The sequence below is a fragment of the Niabella aquatica genome (assembly GCF_054779315.1).
On sequence record NZ_BAAGYM010000015.1, the window covers coordinates 72,482 to 91,143 of the forward strand.

General features: G+C 43.5%; 12 protein-coding genes. 4 read left to right on the forward strand and 8 right to left on the reverse strand.

The features are described 5' to 3' along the window. Positions 1-295: 295 nt before the first annotated feature. Both ACYVBM_RS12875 and ACYVBM_RS12880 read left to right on the forward strand, forming a co-directional pair. Entirely contained in the window at positions 296-2,413 is a 2,118-nt protein-coding gene (locus ACYVBM_RS12875) for a helix-turn-helix domain-containing protein (protein WP_460686075.1), read from the forward strand. 307 nt (positions 2,414-2,720) lie between these two features. Further along, a complete protein-coding gene (locus tag ACYVBM_RS12880) occupies positions 2,721-2,999 on the forward strand; it encodes a hypothetical protein (RefSeq protein ID WP_460686076.1) in 279 nt (92 codons plus the stop codon). 125 nt (positions 3,000-3,124) lie between these two features. On the opposite strand, the gene lptB is transcribed toward ACYVBM_RS12880, so the two are convergent. The 4 genes from lptB to carB form a co-directional block, all read right to left on the reverse strand. Continuing rightward, on the reverse strand, positions 3,125-3,949 hold the full coding sequence (lptB, locus tag ACYVBM_RS12885) for an LPS export ABC transporter ATP-binding protein (protein WP_460686077.1): 825 nt from the start codon (positions 3,947-3,949) through the stop codon (positions 3,125-3,127). A gap of 69 nt (positions 3,950-4,018) precedes the next feature. Beyond that, on the reverse strand, positions 4,019-5,551 hold the full coding sequence (locus ACYVBM_RS12890) for a GH3 auxin-responsive promoter family protein (protein WP_460686078.1): 1,533 nt from the start codon (positions 5,549-5,551) through the stop codon (positions 4,019-4,021). A gap of 117 nt (positions 5,552-5,668) precedes the next feature. Next, the gene (idi, locus tag ACYVBM_RS12895) at positions 5,669-6,217 is read right to left on the reverse strand and encodes an isopentenyl-diphosphate Delta-isomerase (protein WP_460686079.1); all 549 of its coding nucleotides are present in this window, start codon (positions 6,215-6,217) and stop codon (positions 5,669-5,671) included. Positions 6,218-6,342: 125 nt separating this feature from the next. Continuing rightward, positions 6,343-9,192: a carbamoyl-phosphate synthase large subunit gene (gene carB, locus ACYVBM_RS12900; protein WP_460686080.1), complete on the reverse strand. Its 2,850-nt coding sequence runs from the start codon at positions 9,190-9,192 to the stop codon at positions 6,343-6,345. A gap of 404 nt (positions 9,193-9,596) precedes the next feature. Here carB and ACYVBM_RS12905 point away from each other — a divergent pair, with 404 nt between their 5' ends. After that, the gene (locus ACYVBM_RS12905) at positions 9,597-11,639 is read left to right on the forward strand and encodes a peptidoglycan DD-metalloendopeptidase family protein (protein WP_460686081.1); all 2,043 of its coding nucleotides are present in this window, start codon (positions 9,597-9,599) and stop codon (positions 11,637-11,639) included. A 35-nt stretch (positions 11,640-11,674) separates the two neighbouring features. Next, a complete protein-coding gene (bcp, locus tag ACYVBM_RS12910; protein WP_460686082.1) occupies positions 11,675-12,136 on the forward strand; it encodes a thioredoxin-dependent thiol peroxidase in 462 nt (153 codons plus the stop codon). Positions 12,137-12,811: 675 nt separating this feature from the next. Here bcp and bglX read toward each other — a convergent pair. The 4 genes from bglX to ACYVBM_RS12930 all read right to left on the reverse strand — a co-directional run bounded on the left by bglX (position 12,812) and on the right by ACYVBM_RS12930 (position 18,580). Further along, complete coding sequence (bglX, locus tag ACYVBM_RS12915) at positions 12,812-15,094, reverse strand: beta-glucosidase BglX (RefSeq protein ID WP_460686083.1); 2,283 nt, start codon at positions 15,092-15,094, stop codon at positions 12,812-12,814. Positions 15,095-15,281: 187 nt separating this feature from the next. Further along, the gene (locus ACYVBM_RS12920; RefSeq protein WP_460686084.1) at positions 15,282-15,950 is read right to left on the reverse strand and encodes a GDSL-type esterase/lipase family protein; all 669 of its coding nucleotides are present in this window, start codon (positions 15,948-15,950) and stop codon (positions 15,282-15,284) included. Positions 15,951-16,108: 158 nt separating this feature from the next. Then, a complete protein-coding gene (locus tag ACYVBM_RS12925; RefSeq protein WP_460686085.1) occupies positions 16,109-16,666 on the reverse strand; it encodes an REP-associated tyrosine transposase in 558 nt (185 codons plus the stop codon). A gap of 138 nt (positions 16,667-16,804) precedes the next feature. After that, positions 16,805-18,580, reverse strand: coding sequence for a family 43 glycosylhydrolase (locus tag ACYVBM_RS12930; protein WP_460686086.1), 1,776 nt, complete (start codon positions 18,578-18,580; stop codon positions 16,805-16,807). Between the last annotated feature and the right edge of the window lie 82 nt (positions 18,581-18,662).

Sequence of the window (18,662 nt, forward strand, 5' to 3'; positions counted from 1 at the left end):
GCTCACCTGGTAGAAAAAGAAGGTGTAAGCAGCGACAGGTTTATCTTTAGTTCCGGCCAGGAAGGTGGTGATTGTGATGCGGTAGACATTCGTGCTGCTGCTCCCGGAGAAGATGGTCCGAACACTGTAGCTCCTCCGCACCCCAATCTTCGTAAAAACTAATTGACTTTTTGCAATAAACAGAACCGCCTCAGCTTTGGGGCGGTTTTTTTATGGAAGAAACTTTAGGGGTAGTATTTTTCAATGAAATAGTAGCATCTTTACATAATCAATGTAAACCGGTAAAGCGTATTTCTTGCAACATCTTTTTGAACTAATAGAACACACTAACCGCAGCTTGTTCCTCACCGGCAGGGCGGGAACAGGTAAAACCACCTTTCTTCAAAATTTCACACAAAAAACATCGAAGAAATTTGTTGTTGTGGCGCCTACCGGTATTGCTGCCATTAATGCCGGCGGTGTTACTATCCATTCCATGTTTGGCCTGCCATTAACCACTTTTGTTCCTTCCACCGATTTTGTAGACCGGAATGTGGCGATTAATATTCCCAACCTGCTGCCCCACTTCAAATACAGGCGGGATAAATTAAAATTACTGCGAACGCTTGAGATACTGGTAATTGATGAAGTATCCATGCTGCGGTGTGATGTGCTGGATATGCTGGACCTTGCTTTAAGAAGCGCCAGGAAGTCGCAGCAGCGCTTTGGTGGCCTGCAAGTGCTTTTTATAGGAGATTTATACCAATTGCCGCCTGTTGTAAAGCAGGAGAACGAAAAAGTGCTTTATAGTTATTACAGGTCGCCTTTCTTTTTTGAAGCCCGGGCGTTGGAAGGGCTGGATCTGTTAACCGTTTCTCTTACAAAAGTATACAGGCAAACCGATGAGGTCTTTCTGCATCTTTTAAATGCCATAAGAGATAATGATATCGAAAAGGTGAACTTTGACTTGCTGCACAGCCGGTACCAGCCTTTTTTTGAGCCCGAGGAGTTTTGTGTTCACCTGGTATCTCATAATTATATGGCCGATGCCATTAATAAAGAGAGACTGAACCGGTTGGAAGGAAGGAGTCGGGTGTATAAAGCGATAGTATGGGGCGAGTTTAAGCCTCATTTATATCCTAACGACGAAGCGTTGGAGCTGAAAAAGGGTGCGCAGGTGATGTTTATAAGAAATGATACGGAGGAAGAAAAAAGGTATTATAATGGTAAGCTGGCAACTATTGTAGATCTGGATGAAAATGAAATAAAAGTATTGCCACAGGATGAAAAGGAAACACTTACCATTACACGCGAAAAGTGGGAAAATAAAAAGTACTACGTAGACGGGGAAAATAAGATAGCAGAAGAAGTGGCAGGCAGTTATGAGCAGTTTCCTTTTAGGCTGGCCTGGGCGGTAACCATTCATAAAAGCCAGGGACTTACATTTGATAAAGTTATTATTGATGCGGGCCGGTCATTTACCAGTGGGCAGGTATATGTGGCCTTAAGCCGTTGCAGGACATTGGAAGGTATTGTACTAAAGTCGAAGATCCCTCCTCATGCCATTATCAGCGATGAACGTATTTACAGCTTTCAGAAGCAAACCGACGCCAATGATAAAATAGCAGGTATCGTGGCTTCGGAGCAATACGCTTATGCCGGGAACAAGCTGCTTCAGCAGCTGGATATACAGCAATTGATCAGTGAGGCTGAAGATTGGAAGCAGGCCATTGGAGACAGTAGCGTGCTGGATAGTGAAAAAGCCCTGCAGTATGCGGAAACTGTAATCACGCAGTTAAAAGAGCTGGGGGCGGTTTTTGAAAAATTTGCTGCCTGGTTACTCCATCAATTAAATCAATACACAACGTTACAGGGAAGCTGGCAGGCCATAGAAGAAAAATGTAAAGGCGCCGTGAAGTTCTTTTTAGATCACATCAGCGAAAAGGTCTTCTTGGTTATTAAAGAATGTTATGCTGAAACGAAGGGTGCTAAAGGGCTGAAGGCATACAATGAGGTATTAAAAGGTTTTATAGAAGTAGCCGCTTCCTATCTTTCTTCATTGAAAGAAGCAAAGCTTTTAGCCGTTGTTTTATACGAAGGCGCTGCGATCTCCGTAAAAACAAAGGTTCCTAAAAAGCCCGCCCATATTGTTACCTATCAGCTTTTTGAAGAAGGCAAAACTCCAGCCGAAATTGCGCAGTTAAGAAATATTACCGAAAGTACTGTATGGGGTCATCTTGCCAGGATGGCCGGCGCAGGCGTGCTGGATATAGAAAAGCTGTTTCCCCGGGAACAGATACGGTTGTTCGAAGACCGGTTCCGCAAACATGCATTTAAAAGCCTTACGGAATGGAAAAATGCGTTGCCCGGTTCTTTCAGCTATGAGGAAATACGAATATTGCTCAATCATTTTAATTATATCGCAGCTAAATAAAGTAAGTTCCAGATTACATCAATTGATTTTACATTAAATGGCCGCAGCCAGATTATTTAAGCTGTACACCTTTTGCCTTTAAGCTTTGAATGGTACAATCCCTTGATGCCTCTTTACATTTTGTTAAGAAAAACCGGCAGATTTCTAAATAATTAGCTAAATCCTGCACTTATCCTGGTTTTTGTATAGTATTTGTTGAAGAAACAACAGCAGGAATACCACCGGATTTTTATTTAAATCCCTGCAAATACAGGATTTTGTATAGTTGGTATAACCTGTTATCTTTTATAAATAAAAAATGAATACTATGGACAAAATGGAAAAGCTGGAAATGATGGATAAAATAATAAGGGAGCTGGAAGACCTTAAAAACAGTGAAACGGCCGTGCTGAAAAAAGTGGCCCAGGTTGAAGCAGAAAATATAAGCCTGGGCATGGATTTACTCGATAAGGCGCTGCCTGAAATTCATGAACATTCAGACAAATCCGTTGAAGCGATCGATGGTCTTTTAAGTGATTTTACTGCTCACAGAGAACAATTCGTAAAAGATAACCATCTGCAGCCGCAGGAAAGTGCTGTTTCATAACCAAAGTAAGGTAAGGTTTAAGATAAGAGCGGTTGTCTCAAAAGGCGGGTAACGGTCATAGTATTAAACAGGTTTTTGAAAAATATGACTGCCAGACCGATAGAGAGACAGCCGCTTTGTTTTTATCAGGCTCCTCCTGTGGGTATTTCTTCAATTACCTCATCCATGCCCGTCTGTCCTGCAGCCCGATCCTGTTTTGCTTCTTCGTATAGATAATCTTTACGTTTTAGTTCAAAGTTACGTCCCAGATAAAGCTTCCGTACCTGCTCGTTAGCTGCAAGTTCTTCGGCGGTGCCATTTTCAAATATTTTGCCGTCAATTAATAAATAAGCCCTGTCGCAGATAGAGAGGGTTTCGTTTACATTATGGTCGGTAATCAATATACCGATATTTTTAAACTTAAGTCTGGCTACAATGCTCTGGATATCTTCCACTGCAATAGGGTCAATACCGGCGAAAGGCTCGTCCAGCAAAATGAATTTAGGATTTACCGCCAGTGCGCGCGCTATTTCAGTTCTGCGGCGTTCTCCGCCGCTTAATACGTCGCCATTGCTTTTACGTACATGCCCCAGCCTGAACTCAGCGATCAGTGATTCCAGCTTTTCTTTCTGTTCAGTTTTGCTCAGTTTCGTCATTTCCAGCACCGCCGAAATATTATCCTCCACGCTTAGCTTTCTGAACACTGAAGCTTCCTGCGGCAGATAGCCAATACCCATCTGCGCGCGTTTATACATAGGCAACTTTGTAATATTCTCATCATTTAAAAACACATCCCCCTCATCGGGCTTGATAAGGCCTACCACCTGGTAAAAAGAAGTGGTTTTTCCTGCCCCGTTAGGCCCCAGCAATCCTACAATTTCTCCCTGGTGCACTTCAAAGGACACATTATTCACCACGGTACGCTGCCCGTAGCGTTTAACCAGGTTTTTTGTACGTATGATCATTTCCATGATGGCGCAAAAGTAACGCGCTATTTTGATAATAGCGCTATGTGTATATGTTAAAATGAAAAAGTTGCTTCAGTCTTCGTTAAGCGGATGGGCTGGCAGATTGATTTGCAATATTTCTTCCAGGTACTTTCTTTCATTGCAAAGCCGTGGTATTTTATGCTGTCCGCCAAGCTTTCCCTTTTGCTGGAGCCATTTATTAAAGCTGCCCCTGGGGAGGTTATGTACCTGTGGCGGGCTTAAAGCAATGTTTTTATAGCGCTTGGCCTCGTAATCGCTGTTAATATTTTGTAAGGCCATGTCCAGTTCAGTAACAAAGGCCTCAAAGTTACCCGGTTCCTTTTCAAATTCTATGAGCCATTCATGGGCGCCGTTGCTGCTGTCAGAAAAATAAACCGGAGCTGCGGTATAATCATTTACAATGGCCCCGGTTTTCCGGCAGGCCATACTTACTGCCTGGTCGCTGTTATCCACGATCACTTCTTCACCAAAGGCATTGATATAGTGCTTGATCCTCCCGCTTACAATAATTCTATAAGGATCTTTAGAAACAAATTTAATGGTATCTCCCAGCAAATATCTCCACAATCCGCCATTAGTACTGATTACCAGGGCATAGTTGGTATTAAGCTCTACATCTTTCAGCCCGATGGTTTGGGGATTTTCTTTTCCGTGCTCGCTTACCGGCATAAATTCCAGGAAGATGCCATGATCCGTAAACAGCAACATACCATTATCCCCGGGCATTTCATTCGCTGCAAAAAAACCCTCGCTGGCATTATAGGTTTCCAGGTAGTGGATGGGCTTGCCAATAATGCTTTTGAACTGTTCCCGGTAAGGTGTAAAAGATACGCCGCCGTGCATGTATAATTCAAGGTCGGGCCAAACTTCAGCAATAGTGCTTTTGCCTGTCATTTCCAGGAGGCGCTTAAACAAAATAAGCGTCCAGGTAGGTACCCCGCTGATAGACGTTACATTTTCATTAACGGTTTGCAGCGCCATTTTCTCCAGCTTATCCTCCCAGTTGTCCATCAGTGCTATATCCAGGTCGGGTGTGCGCAGCCAATGCCCCCAAAAAGGACTGTTCTGTAAAAGTACTGCGCTCAGGTCGCCGTACTGCGCTTCATTATTGACGGGGTTAATTGTATGGCTTCCTCCCAGCACCAGGCCTTTGCCGGTAAGCATGGCACTGTCGGGATTGAAGGAATAATACATGGTAAGCACATCTTTTGCTGCTTTATAATGGCACTCTTCCAGGGTTTCCTCGCTGATAGGGATAAACTTGCTTTTATCGCTGGTGGTGCCGCTGCTTTTCGCAAACCAGTATACCGGGCTGTTCCATAATAAATTCTGCTCGCCGGCCATCATCCTTTCTATATAAGGCTTAAGATCGTTGTATTCGCAAACAGGAACTGCTTTTTTAAAATCGCGGATATTATAAATGCTGCTGAAGCTGTGCTTACGGCCAAACTCTGTGTACTGTGCCGAAGCTACCAGGTTTTGTATCACCTCTCTCTGCGAATCAACAGGATGACTGCGCCATGCTTCAATACGCCATTGGCGCATACGGGCAAGAGATGATATGGCAGGACTCAGGAAGGCCATTGAAAGTTACAATATTAATATAAAATGATAACAATTAAAAACCTGCCTGGTTTTGCTTTGCGGAAAACTTACCTGTATAGCTCTGCGGAATTTTGTGTACAGCAATACCGGCCGCCATCAAAACAGCAGTTCAGGTGGTGGCTGAAGGAATGCTTCTTTTTCCATTTTCTCAACGATCACCGCAAACCACGGCGTATAAATTGAGGGGTTATGCGCCATTTCTTTTTTCAGATCATCGAAAGCAATATACTGCCAGCCGGCTACTTCTGCGGGGTTAACAACAGGAGTACCTGAAAAGCGACCAAAAAATACGTGGTCCAGCTCGTGTTCAGTAAGGCCGTTATCAAACTCAGCTTTGTAAATAAAATCGAACATTTTTTTCAGGCCACAGTCAATGCCCATTTCTTCCTTCAATCTCCTTTTTGCAGCTGTCAGAACAGCCTCACCGGGGTACGGGTGGCTGCAGCAGGTGTTGGTCCATAAACCGCCACAATGGTACTTATCCCATGCACGTTGCTGTAACAATAATTCATTTTTATCGTTAAACAACAGCACCGAAAAAGCCCTGTGTAATAAACCCTTTTCATGGGCTTCTATTTTTTCCATAGTGCCGGTAGCATGGTCCTGCTCATTTACAAGCACCACCTGTTCTGTCAAAAAGTTCATAGAGCGAAGATACGGCTTGTAGGAACTACGGAGACGGGCTGTGTATTAAAAGACTTTGCTTATTAAATTTTTCAGTTTATGATAAAGCAAACAGGTGTTTGCTGTCTTTTTCTAAAAGCTCTTTGTTATTTACTCAAAAACATGCTCCTGTCTTTATACAGCTGCCGGAAATAAGGATCTTTCAGGTCTTTAATAAAGCGGATCGCTTCACCGGTACTTTTCATCTCAGGTCCTAACTCTTTGTTCACGCCCGGGAATTTATTAAAGCTAAACACCGGCTCTTTGATAGCAAACCCGTTGAGCTTTTTCTCAAATGTAAAATCGGTAAGTTTATTAGCGCCCAGCATTATTTTAGTAGCAATATTAAGGTAAGGAATCTGGTACGCTTTGGCAATAAACGGGGTGGTGCGCGATGCCCGCGGATTTGCCTCAATCACATATACGGTCCCATCTTTTATAGCAAACTGTATATTGATCAATCCCTTAATATTTAAGGCCCTTGCAATTTTTTCTGCATAATGTTCCATCGTTGTTACTTCCATAGGAGAGAGGTTAAAAGCAGGCAGCATCGCATGACTGTCCCCGCTATGGATACCGGCCGGTTCAATATGCTCCATCACACCCATTACATGGAAGTTCTCACCATCGAAAATAGCGTCCACTTCCGCCTCCTGGCACCGGTCGAGGAAATGGTCGATCAAAATCTTGTTACCGGGAATATGCTTCAGCAGGCTCACTACCGCTTTTTCTACTTCATCATCATTAATTACAATACGCATTCTTTGCCCGCCCAATACATAAGAAGGACGAACCAGTACCGGGTAACCTACACGGTTGGCTACTTCTATGGCTTCATCCACATCCCATGCAGTGCCGTAATCAGGGTAAGGAATTTTCAATTCTTTCAGCATATCGCTGAATCGCCCGCGATCTTCGGCAATGTCCATGTTGTCGAAAGACGTGCCAATGATCTCTACACCCATATCCTTGATCTTTTCGGCCAGCTTCAGTGCGGTTTGACCGCCCAGTTGCACAATAACGCCTGCAGGTTTTTCATATTCGATCAGTTCCCGTACATGCTCCCAGTAAACCGGCTCAAAGTAAAGCTTGTCGGCCATGTCGAAGTCTGTGCTCACCGTTTCAGGGTTACAGTTCATCATAATGGCTTCATAGCCAGCCTCTTTAATAGCCAGCAAGCCGTGCACACAACAGTAATCAAATTCAATACCCTGCCCGATGCGGTTAGGGCCGCTGCCCAGAACAATTATTTTTTTCTTTTCGGAAACTGCAGATTCATTATGGGTAAGCCCATCGGCGCCAAAAGAAATGCTCGGGCTATCGAAAGTGCTGTAGAAATAAGGTGTTTTTGCTTCAAACTCAGCGCTGCAGGTATCTACCATTTTATAAACCCGGTTAATGCCCAATGCTTTTCGTTTCGCATATATTTCATCTTCTTCGGCTCCTGTTAATATAGCTATCTGGGCATCGCTAAAGCCGTTTACTTTAGCTTCGCGAAGCATATCTGCCGTTAAAGCATCAATACCTAAGCCGCTCAGCTTCTTTTCTATCACGCATAATTTTTGTATTTCTGAAAGGAACCATCTGTCAATGCCGTTGGTGGCTTTGGAGATAGTGCTTACAGAAATACCGGCCATTAAAGCATCTTTGATCCTGAAAATACGGTCCCATTTCGGTGTTTTGATATATTCCTGCAATTCCTCTGCGCGCATCAGGCTTTTACCATAATAACCTAACCCAATAGCATTATTCTCTAAACTCTGACAGGCTTTTTGCACTGCTTCGTTAAAGCTGCGGCCAATAGCCATTACCTCACCTACGCTTTTCATTTGCAGACCCAGTGTGTCGTTGGCCCCTTTAAATTTATCAAAGTTCCACCGGGGGATTTTTACAATTACATAGTCCAGGGCCGGCTCAAAGTAGGCAGATGTGGTTTTAGTGATCTGGTTTTCCAGCTCATCCAGGTTATAACCGATAGCCAGCTTTGCAGCAATTTTAGCAATAGGATATCCCGTAGCTTTAGAAGCCAGGGCAGAGGAACGGCTCACACGCGGGTTGATCTCGATAGCAATAATTTCTTCTGTAGCCGGGTTCATAGAAAACTGTACGTTACAGCCACCGGCAAAATTACCCAGGTCGCGCATCATTCTGATAGCGGTATTACGCATCAGCTGCATGCCGGTGTCGCTTAGCGTCATTGCCGGGGCTACAGTAATGGAGTCGCCGGTGTGCACGCCCATCGGGTCGAAATTTTCTACGGTACAGATAATGCAAACGTTATCTGCATTATCGCGTAAAAGCTCCAGCTCAAACTCTTTCCAGCCTAAAACGGCCTGTTCTACCAGTACTTCATGGATCGGTGAAGCCTGCAAACCGCGGTTCAGGGCTTCGTCCAGTTCATCTTTATCGTGCACAAAACCGCCACCGGTACCCCCCAGGGTAAAAGAAGGGCGTATCACAAGCGGGAACCCGATTTCCTGGGCGTACTCTTTACCTTCGAGGAAAGAGTTAGCCGTTTTAGCGGTAGCTACAGGAACACCCAGCGCAATCATCCACTGGCGGAATTTTTCGCGGTCTTCTGCTTTATCAATGGCTTTTATATCTACGCCTATCAGGCGTACATTATACTGCTGCCAAAGACCCATTTCTTCTGCTTCTTTGGCCAGGTTCAGGGCCGTTTGCCCGCCCATGGTAGGCAGCACCGCATCAATTTCATTTTCCTGCAGGATCTGCTCAATGCTTTCTACTGTAAGCGGCAGCAGGTACACTTTATCTGCCATCATGGGATCTGTCATAATGGTGGCAGGATTACTGTTGATCAGTATCACTTTAATTCCTTCTTCGCGTAAGCTGCGGGCAGCCTGGGTGCCGGAATAGTCAAATTCACATGCTTGTCCTATAATAATGGGGCCGGAGCCTATAATCAGTACTGATTGGATGGAAGTATCTTTGGGCATTTTACCTTTTCTTTCTGTATAAAAAAAACAAATTGCGCAAAAGTAAGCGATTGAGAGGAAAAGGGAGAAGGATTTTTTTTATTTTATCATCGCAGGTGCTATTGTCATCGCAATTGCGTCGTACTTTTCATCATTCGGGTATGTGGCAGCAGTTTTAGCAGGCATAGAAGGAACCGCGGCGGGTACGAAAGAGGCACATTTTTCACAGGCCACTGATGGCCACCTGCAATGCTAGTAAATAACCGCAAAAAAGGAAAAGGGAGCAGAAAAAGTATGCCACCAGGGACAGTTATGTATATGCGGAGTTCTACCCGGCTGTGATAATCAGGCGCTTTCAACCTTCAGCTCTCAGCTTATTGGTTCTTCGCCTTTCCTATCAATTTTCAATTACCTATTTTTGGCGCATGTCGAAGAAGATTTTAATATCCTTAGCATTATTATTGACCGGGTTTGTATCTTTTAGCCAATTGTATAAAAAACCGGTATATCCGCAGAACTATTTCAGATGGGTTACTAACCTCAATCCGGATATTGTTGCCAATATGGGCGAGCTGCGCCCCAATCACTGGCACATGGGGTTAGATGTTCGTACCAACCAGGTGGTGAATCAAAATGTATATGCAGCTGCAGATGGTTATATTGCTTTTGTGGGAATTGAGCCGTTAAGTTGGGGCAGATGGATCATCATCAACCATCCTAACGGGCTATCTACTTTATACGGGCATTTAAATGATTTCAGAAGCGACCTGGAGCAATATGTTACCCAACAGCAATATAATAACGAGTCATGGGAAACACATTTGTCCATTCCTCCAGGTAAGTTCCCGGTAAAAAAGGGTGATTTTATTTCTTTTAGCGGTACTACCGGTGGTTCCGGCGGTCCGCATGTGCATTGGGAAATTATAGATACAAAATCCGGAAGACGGCTCAATCCTACTTTATTTGGTACTCCCATAATGGATAATATTCCGCCTACAATTATAAAAATTGCTATGTACGACAGGAATAATGCCGTATACGACCAGTCGCCTTCCCTTTTTAAATTATCAAAAACCGGGGCAACATATTCAGTAGCCGGTGGAACCATTCATACCAGCCTTAACAAGCTGAGTTTTTCGATCCAGGCCTATGATACCCGAAATGGAACCGGCAACCAGGACGGTATTTACAGCGCCAGGCTTTTTCTTGACAACAGGGAGATCAGCAGCTTTTATATTGACAGTATCGATTATGCGGACAGCCGCTACATGAACTGCCAGGTAGATTATAAAATGATCAGCTCTGGAGGCAGCTGGATGCAGCATACCTCTAAATTGCCGGGCGATTTAAGCGGTGTATATTATGATCTCGGGGAAAACAGTATCATCAGCCTTGCAGATACATTAATGCATAATATAAAAATAGAGGTGGCAGATGCCAACGGAAATATATCAACCATCAATTTTAATGTTAAGAATAACGGGGCTGCGCCTCCTGCTGCAAAAGCCTATGAATGGCTGCCTGGCAGAACCAACAGGCTGATCAGAACTGCTTTTGAGGCCAATATGCCATTAAATGCCTTATATGATAAAATGAATACCGGTTATACAAGTACGCCTTCGGTGTCTTTAAACAGTGTTTCGGCAAGGCATAAGCTGGGTGAGACCTATATTCCCGTGCATAGTAATTACGAGGTAAAAATAAAGCCTGATAAATATATCAGCCCTGAGAACCGTAATCGTATTGTTATTAAACGAACCGGCAGAACAAGCACAATAAAAAAAGCCACCTGGAATGGCGAATGGCTTACAGCGCAGTTCAGGGATTTTGGCATCTTTGAAGCTTTTATCGATAATGCGCCACCAACTATTAACTCATTGGGCGCCGGGGAAATCGTCAACCTCAATAAAGCAGCACGGATCACTTTTACACCCACAGATAATTACGGCATAGCCGATTTCAGGGCAGAACTGGATGGGGAGTGGCTGCGTTTTACCAATGATAAAGGGCGTACCTGGGTATATAATTTTGATAACAGGGTAACGCCGGGGCAGCATACATTAACTGTAACCGTAACGGATATAGCCGGAAATATAACCCGCAAAAGCTGGCAGTTTGTAAGAGGCATTAATCCGCCTCCGGCAACAACTCCTGCCGCTGCATCTTTGGTTGAGAAGGATGAAAAACCGGCTGTAAGAAAAACCACCATACCGCCTAAGACCACAACAAAAACGACGGTTATCAAAAAGACTGATACAAAAACAAGCACAAAAACAGGTAGTAAAACCGCTTCAAAAGCTGCTGCAAATTCAACTGGTAAAAAAACTGTAACCGCTAAAAAAGAGACTACCTCTGGTAAAAAGGCCACCCCAATAAAATCAACACCAGCTACTAAAAAAGCGACTGATAAGAAGCCTGGTGCAAAAGACGCATCCACAAAGAAAACAACCACCACAAAAAAGAAGTAAGTATCCAATCAGAATTATAACTCAGCAATAAATTAATGGCAACACATCTTACCGAAGGACAAAAAGCCCCTTCTTTCACGGGAACGGACCAAAACGGGAGTACAGTATCATTATCCCAATTTAAAGGCAAAAAAGTAGCCTTGTATTTTTACCCGCAGGATCTGACGCCTACCTGTACTGTGCAGGCCTGTAACCTGAGAGATCATTTTTCATCGCTGCAACAGCATGGCATTCATGTAATTGGGGTGAGCCCGGACAATGTGGTCAAACATAAAAAATTTGAAGAAATACATTCATTGCCTTTTCCCCTGATTGCTGATACCGACCATAAAATATTAGCCGATTATGGCGTTTGGGGGCAAAAACAAATGTTTGGCTATAAATACATGGGCGTGCACCGTACTACTTTTTTAATTGATGAGGAAGGAATCATTAAAAAGATATTCTTAAAGCCTAAAAGTAAACAGCATGCCGCGGAAATACTTGAAAATTTTTAAGCCGGCAGCCCGGCCATTATAAATATCCCGGTTATGAATCGATCATCAATGGCCTTAATGGTTAAATAATTTTCCGGGGCTTATACCCCTTCACGTTCAATGCCTGCGGGGCATTGAACCGGAATACTCCTATGTTTACCGATTCGGGCCGCCCATCAAACAACGGTTTGAACGTGCTTTTAGACATTAAAACCTGCTCAATAAGCAATGTCGTAGTGAGGCACAAATAACAGGGAAATTAAGTTCTTTAATAAGACAAATAAGTATCGTCATTCCGATCGGATCCCGCTTGAGCGGGAAAGAGGAATCTCATAAATCTGAGGAGATTTCTCTCTACGGTCGAAATAAAGACAATTAACAATCTCATTTACAATACATTATACTTGCCATTAACAGACTGTCGAACTGTTAACAAATCCTCGGGCGATGGAGATGAATGTACTTCCCCTCAGCCTCAGGACCCTTTTAAAAGTCTGATCCGTATGAGCTTTTAGTTTTGTATCTTTTGATTTTAGCCTTTATATATTTTATTATAACATTATTCAACAACCACCAGCCGAAGCTTCATCTGGAGATGTAAACTGGGCGTAAGCAGAACCGGCCTTGGGCTAAAAATTGGGTGTGTAGCTGATATACGATGTACAATCAGTCATTAACTCACCGGCATATTGGCTGCTACTTCACCCACTCTATTTTTCCTGCTTTCACATCCCGTGAGTTACTGCCGATCATAATTTCAAATGCGCCCGGTTCCCAATCGTATTTTAAATTGCTGTTATAAAACTTTAAATCATTCGGGGTAATATTGAAAGTAACTGTTTTCGTTTCGCCTGCTTTCAACATCACTTTCTGAAAACCTTTCAGTTCTTTTACAGGCCTCGTTACACTGCCCACCATATCCCTGATATAAAGCTGAACCACTTCCTGTCCATCGTATTTGCCAGCGTTGGTTAGCTCAATACTTACTTTTAATGTTTGATTGCCTTTTAAAGAAGTACTGTTCAACTTCAGATCTCCATAATGGAACGTAGTATAGCTGAGCCCATAACCAAACGGGTACAACGGGTCATTGTTTACATCAATATAATTGCTGCGGAATTTCTGGAACCATTTTCCCTCTTCTAACGGGCGGCCCGTATTTTTATGGGCATAATAAAGGGGAATTTGCCCAACATTCTGAGGAAAGCTCATGGTAAGCTTGCCTGAGGGATTGACATCACCCAGCAATACATCCGCAATAGCAGTTCCGGCCTCACTACCTCCAAACCACACATTCAATATAGCCGGTATATTTTTATCTTCCCACGTAAGTGTAAGCGGGCGGCCGGTGAACAGTACCAGCACTACCGGCTTACCTGTTGCCAGTAGTTGCTTTAACAGCTTTTGCTGTGTTTCGGGAATGTTCAGATCGGTACGACTGCTGGCCTCTCCGCTAAATTCTGCCGCCTCGCCCATTGCCGCTACAATAACATCGGCTTTCGCAGCAATATCCAGCGCTTCTTTTTCCAATGCTTCTTCGCTACGCGCATCGCGGTTCAGCCCTTTACCAAACATAGTGGCCCTTTCTTCCAATGCTGCATCGGCGGTAAGATTGCTGCCTTTCGCATACAATACTTCTGCATTGGCACCCAAAACCTGCTTTAACCCGGCCAGTACGGACACCGACCTTTCCTGCTTTGTAGCTACGCTCCAGGTGCCAGCCATGTTATTGGCTGCATCAGCCAAAGGACCTATTAATGCGATCTTTCCAGATTTTTTTAGCGGCAGCACCCCCTCTTCATTTTTTAACAGCACAAAACTTTGTGCGGCAATCTGGCGGGCTACTTTCCGGTTAGCATCTGTAAAAATCTCTGTTTTCGCGCGGTTCTCATCACAATATTTATAAGGATCTTTAAACAATCCCAGCTTATATTTTGCTTCCAGCATCCTGCGGCAGGCTGCATCAATCTCAGCCATTGTTATCTTTTTTTCCTGTAAAGACTTTTTAAGCGTTTTTAAAAAGCCCTCCCCTACCATATCCATATCTATCCCCGCCTTTAAAGCCAGGGCGGATACGGCTTGCAGATCGCCCATGCCATGATCGATCATTTCGTTAATTCCTGTATAGTCAGTAACCACAAAACCTTTAAAGCCCCATTGTTTCCGCAGCACATCTGTAAGCAACCATTTATTACCGGTAGCAGGAATACCATCCACTTCATTAAATGAGGCCATTACACTACCTACACCCGCGTCAACTGCAGCCTTGTAGGGAGGAAAATATTCATTATACATTCTGATATGGCTCATGTCTACAGTATTGTAATCACGACCAGCTTCAGACGCCCCGTATAAAGCATAATGCTTTACACAGGCCAATATGTTATTGCGGGCCTTCAAATCTCCCTGGTAGCCTTTTACCATTGCTTTGGCTATCAGCGAGCCCAGGTAGGGGTCTTCGCCATTGCCTTCCGAAACACGTCCCCATCGCGGGTCACGCGATATATCAACCATAGGGCTAAATGTCCAGCCGATCCCATCGGCACTGGCTTCAATTGCTGCAATACGCGCCGATTGCTCGACCGCCTTCATATCCCAGGTACAGGATAAGCCCAGGGGGATCGGGAAAGTAGTTTCATAACCGTGGATCACATCCATACCAAACAACATGGGAATTTTCATACGGCTTTGCTCTACCGCTACCTTTTGAATGGCTTTTATTTTTTCTACGCCCTTGATATTGAACAGCCCTCCTACAAAGCCCTTCTTTACATTCTGGCCAATATCAGAATTTGTGGCAGTTCCTGTAGTGAATTCACCGGCACTTGGCAAATTTAACTGGCCAATTTTTTCCTCAACTGTCATTTTGCTCATCAGCGATGTGATGAAACTATTCATGGCTGCATCATTATGCTGCGCATAGGAAGCCATTACCCATAAAATAACAAACGCAAAAGAAACCCATACATTTTTTATCATACAAAGCAATTTTTAATTTTTAAAAAACGGTAGCGGTATAGCCCTCTTTACCGGTTTGACTGTTGGTTAACAGGCATGACAGCGGTACACACAAAGAGCTCTCTATTTTAATACCCGCCCCGCAATCCCCTGGAGGAAAGCCCAAAGTAACACAAAGTGCAACAAAAAAAGATTATGCCCCTGATAATTATTTACTTCTTAAATAAGGTCGCATTGCTTTTTTCCAGATCGTATACCCTTTGGCATTCATGTGCAGGTTATCGCCCAAAAAAATATCGCTCATGATACTGCCATCCTCATTCAGCATTAAAGAATAAACATCCACAAATTTTGCCTTTTTATCTTTCAGCAAAAACTGCTTGATCGATTCATTCGCTTCCCTGTACTTAAACTGTAACTGTTTCCGGCTGGGACTGGGCTTCATGGATACATAAACAAACAGGGTGGAAGGATACTTATCTCTTATATATTTATACAGGGTGCGGAATCTTCCCAGTACCGTTTCAACAGAAGGCTGATCGGCGGAAGCAAAATCGTTCTCTCCGCAATACATTACAATCTGCTTCGGCGCATAAGGGAATATCACATCATAACGATAGCGGATAAGATCCAGTAATGTAGAGCCGCCAAACGCCCTGTTCAGAATTTTATATCCCGGGAAATAATCCTGCACATCTTTCCATAAGGTAAAAGAAGAGCTGCCAATGAATAAAATCTGATTGGAAGCAGGAAAAACAGCACTATCCTGCTGCTTAAACTTTTGTATATCGTTCCAGAAAGGGAAGGGTGCCTGGGCCTTAACAGTACCGGCAAAAAAGAGGAATGCTACAACTACTAACCATTTTATTTTTTTCATAAATATCATTTTAAACTTTTTTAGGGTCGCCCGGAGGCGACGGTATATTAGTGTGAGGCGAGGACGCTTCACACAGCAACCCGCTATGCGAGGCGTCCCTGACTGCCGTCAGGCAGTTTCGCCTCGCATAAAGCACGTTGTCGCCTCCAGGCGACACATCATAACAAATAATCTACCTCCATCACACCTTTCCCTGTAATATAATTCGATGCGCTGCTATAAATATAATCTTCCGGCCTCGTAACTAACCCTGCCCTTACAGGATTTTCGTGAATATAATTCAATTTTGTTCTCAAAAAACTTTCACCTGTTATTTCCTCCGGGTGATTATCATTTGTCCAAATTTTAAATTCTTTATTCTGATTTGTTTCTTTTGCATGATACCTGAACATATAAAGCAACCAGTCCTTCCTGCTTTCTGTGCCCGAAGATATTGCTTCAATAAAACTTTTGGTGCAGAATGATTTAAAATCTCTTAAAGTATCGCTAAGGCATCCTACTTTAGATTGCCAGATAACGTGTACATGATTACTCATAATTACATAAGCACCCACCAGCAACTGTTTATTCATCCTGCAATGTGCCATATTCTTTATAAAAATATCGCGGTACAATTGCCTGCTAAAAAGATCTATCCAGCCAACAACCGTAAAGGTCATAAAATATAATCCTTCCTGGTCCCTTATCTTGTAGCCATCTGCAAATTCATAACTCATAGTGTTTCTCTTTTTAGAATCGCCCGGAGGCGATAGCATAATCGTGTGAAGCGAAGACACTTCACACAGCATTTCGTAATGCTATACGAGGCGTCTTCGCCTCGTATAAGCTATGTTGTCGCCTCCGGGCGACACTATTCATTCCACTTTAATCACTTCACTTCTCTCACTCACCCCGTTTTCATTAATGGCCTGTATGCAATAATAATAAGGTTTTAATGCATCCATAGCTTTCATCCAGTATTCATTATTACTGTGCACCATTATACTGGTATACAGTTTGTCCGGATGGGTACCATAAAAAATATGGTAGGCAAAAGCATTATCTACCGGGCGCCATTTTATAAAGGCGCTACGCTTATCTTTTTCTGTTCTAAGCACTATAAAATCTTTTACAGCTTCCGGCTTTGCCCCGTTTCCATTGCCGAACACCCGCAAACCACTAATAGCAAACTTTCCCGTAGGCATGTGTATATTTTCAAGTTTAATAAACCTTGCCTGTACCGGCTTGTCCAGCTGTACATATTCATGTGGAACATCTGCTTTATTATTGCTTTTGTCAACCAGTATCTTCCATTTCTTTCCGTCGACTGATGCATACAGCTTATACTGGTGATACTGGTCTGTAAATTTTCCCAATCGGTTTGAATCAACATCCTGGTCTGCATAATTAATTTGTATGGCATTTACGGTTGAAATATTGCCGAGGTCGGTTTGGATCCATTCTCCTTTATTTCCCGTTATGGCGCTCCAGTAAGTTTTCATCAGCTCATCCACCGCATTATTAGGTACATATCCTCCCAAAGTGGAAGAAACCTGCACTGGCTTGTTATAATTGAGTAACATCCAACCGGTAAAGTAGGGAGATAGTCCTTCTTTACCATAACCATCTTCTATAGCCGGTGAAGGAATATAATGAGGGTAATCTCCAAAGGTAGTGTTGCACCACATAGTGCCATCGGCATCAAAGCCTGTAGGCCAGATACCCAGTCTTCTTTCAAACGTATTTTTTACAGAAATAACCGTAGTGGAAACATGCCAGTACCTGTTATAGTTGTCGGTAAAGGTAGCACCATGGCCGGCACCTCTCACAAAGCCCCCCAACTTAATGCTTAACGGGTCGGACTGTGCCTCAAAGGGGCCTAAAGGACCTGACCCCATTAACAATCCATCTGCATAGCCGCTAAACTCTGTGCCTGGCGCACCGTACTGCAGGTAGTATTTATCCTTGTATTTTGTCATATGGCTGCCCTCAATGAAAGGATCTAAAAAAGTATTATCCATATGCTCACCAAAACGCTGCCAGCCGAAGCGCCAGGGCTCCAGCAGGTACATTTCTTTTCTTGCACCCTGGGGTTGCATGGTTGTTCTGTCCAGCTCTACGCCATACATCGGAAATTTATTGCTGCTGCCGTTATACATATACAACCGGCCGTCATCATCTGTAAAGAAAGAGGGATCCCAGCCGCCGATGTCAAAAGAATCTACCAGCGGCTTCCACTCATTAGCTTTAGGATTGGTGCTCATCCATATGGTGAAATTACGGCTGTAGGTAGAGCCAAATACGAGCATGGTATCGCCAATGATACCAACAGCAGGGGCGCACAACTCATCATACACACCCGCATTCCAGGGACGTAAAAATTTTTTTGAAATAAACTTCCAGTTGAGCATATCGCTGCTCCACCAGTAACCCCATTGGTTGGTGCTGAACAGGTAATAATCACCTTTGTAGTTTACAATTACAGGATCGGCTGTTGCCCGGTGCCTGCCCCAGGTGCTGAAGTTGGGTATAGGGGTATACCCATAATCAATATTAATGGGATTACAATAGGTCGATTGCTGGCCATAACTATTCGCTAACGAAGTGACTATTAGCGCTTTAATAACGAGCCATCTTTTAAGGTATTTCATTTTGAACATTTGAATCATTAGAAGTATATGGGGCGCAACACTTTTTTACTCCGGATGCGGTGACAAATAAATAATCATATTG

Excerpts from the sequence above, each read along its gene's own strand:
- ACYVBM_RS12880 (WP_460686076.1), top strand. The coding sequence starts at position 2,721 with ATGGACAAAATGGAAAAGCTGGAAATGATGGATAAAATAATAAGGGAG.
- lptB (WP_460686077.1), bottom strand. The coding sequence starts at position 3,949 with ATGGAAATGATCATACGTACAAAAAACCTGGTTAAACGCTACGGGCAG.
- ACYVBM_RS12890 (WP_460686078.1), bottom strand. The coding sequence starts at position 5,551 with ATGGCCTTCCTGAGTCCTGCCATATCATCTCTTGCCCGTATGCGCCAA.
- idi (WP_460686079.1), bottom strand. The coding sequence starts at position 6,217 with ATGAACTTTTTGACAGAACAGGTGGTGCTTGTAAATGAGCAGGACCAT.
- carB (WP_460686080.1), bottom strand. The coding sequence starts at position 9,192 with ATGCCCAAAGATACTTCCATCCAATCAGTACTGATTATAGGCTCCGGC.
- ACYVBM_RS12905 (WP_460686081.1), top strand. The coding sequence starts at position 9,597 with ATGTCGAAGAAGATTTTAATATCCTTAGCATTATTATTGACCGGGTTT.
- bcp (WP_460686082.1), top strand. The coding sequence starts at position 11,675 with ATGGCAACACATCTTACCGAAGGACAAAAAGCCCCTTCTTTCACGGGA.
- bglX (WP_460686083.1), bottom strand. The coding sequence starts at position 15,094 with ATGATAAAAAATGTATGGGTTTCTTTTGCGTTTGTTATTTTATGGGTA.
- ACYVBM_RS12920 (WP_460686084.1), bottom strand. The coding sequence starts at position 15,950 with ATGAAAAAAATAAAATGGTTAGTAGTTGTAGCATTCCTCTTTTTTGCC.
- ACYVBM_RS12925 (WP_460686085.1), bottom strand. The coding sequence starts at position 16,666 with ATGAGTTATGAATTTGCAGATGGCTACAAGATAAGGGACCAGGAAGGA.
- ACYVBM_RS12930 (WP_460686086.1), bottom strand. The coding sequence starts at position 18,580 with ATGAAATACCTTAAAAGATGGCTCGTTATTAAAGCGCTAATAGTCACT.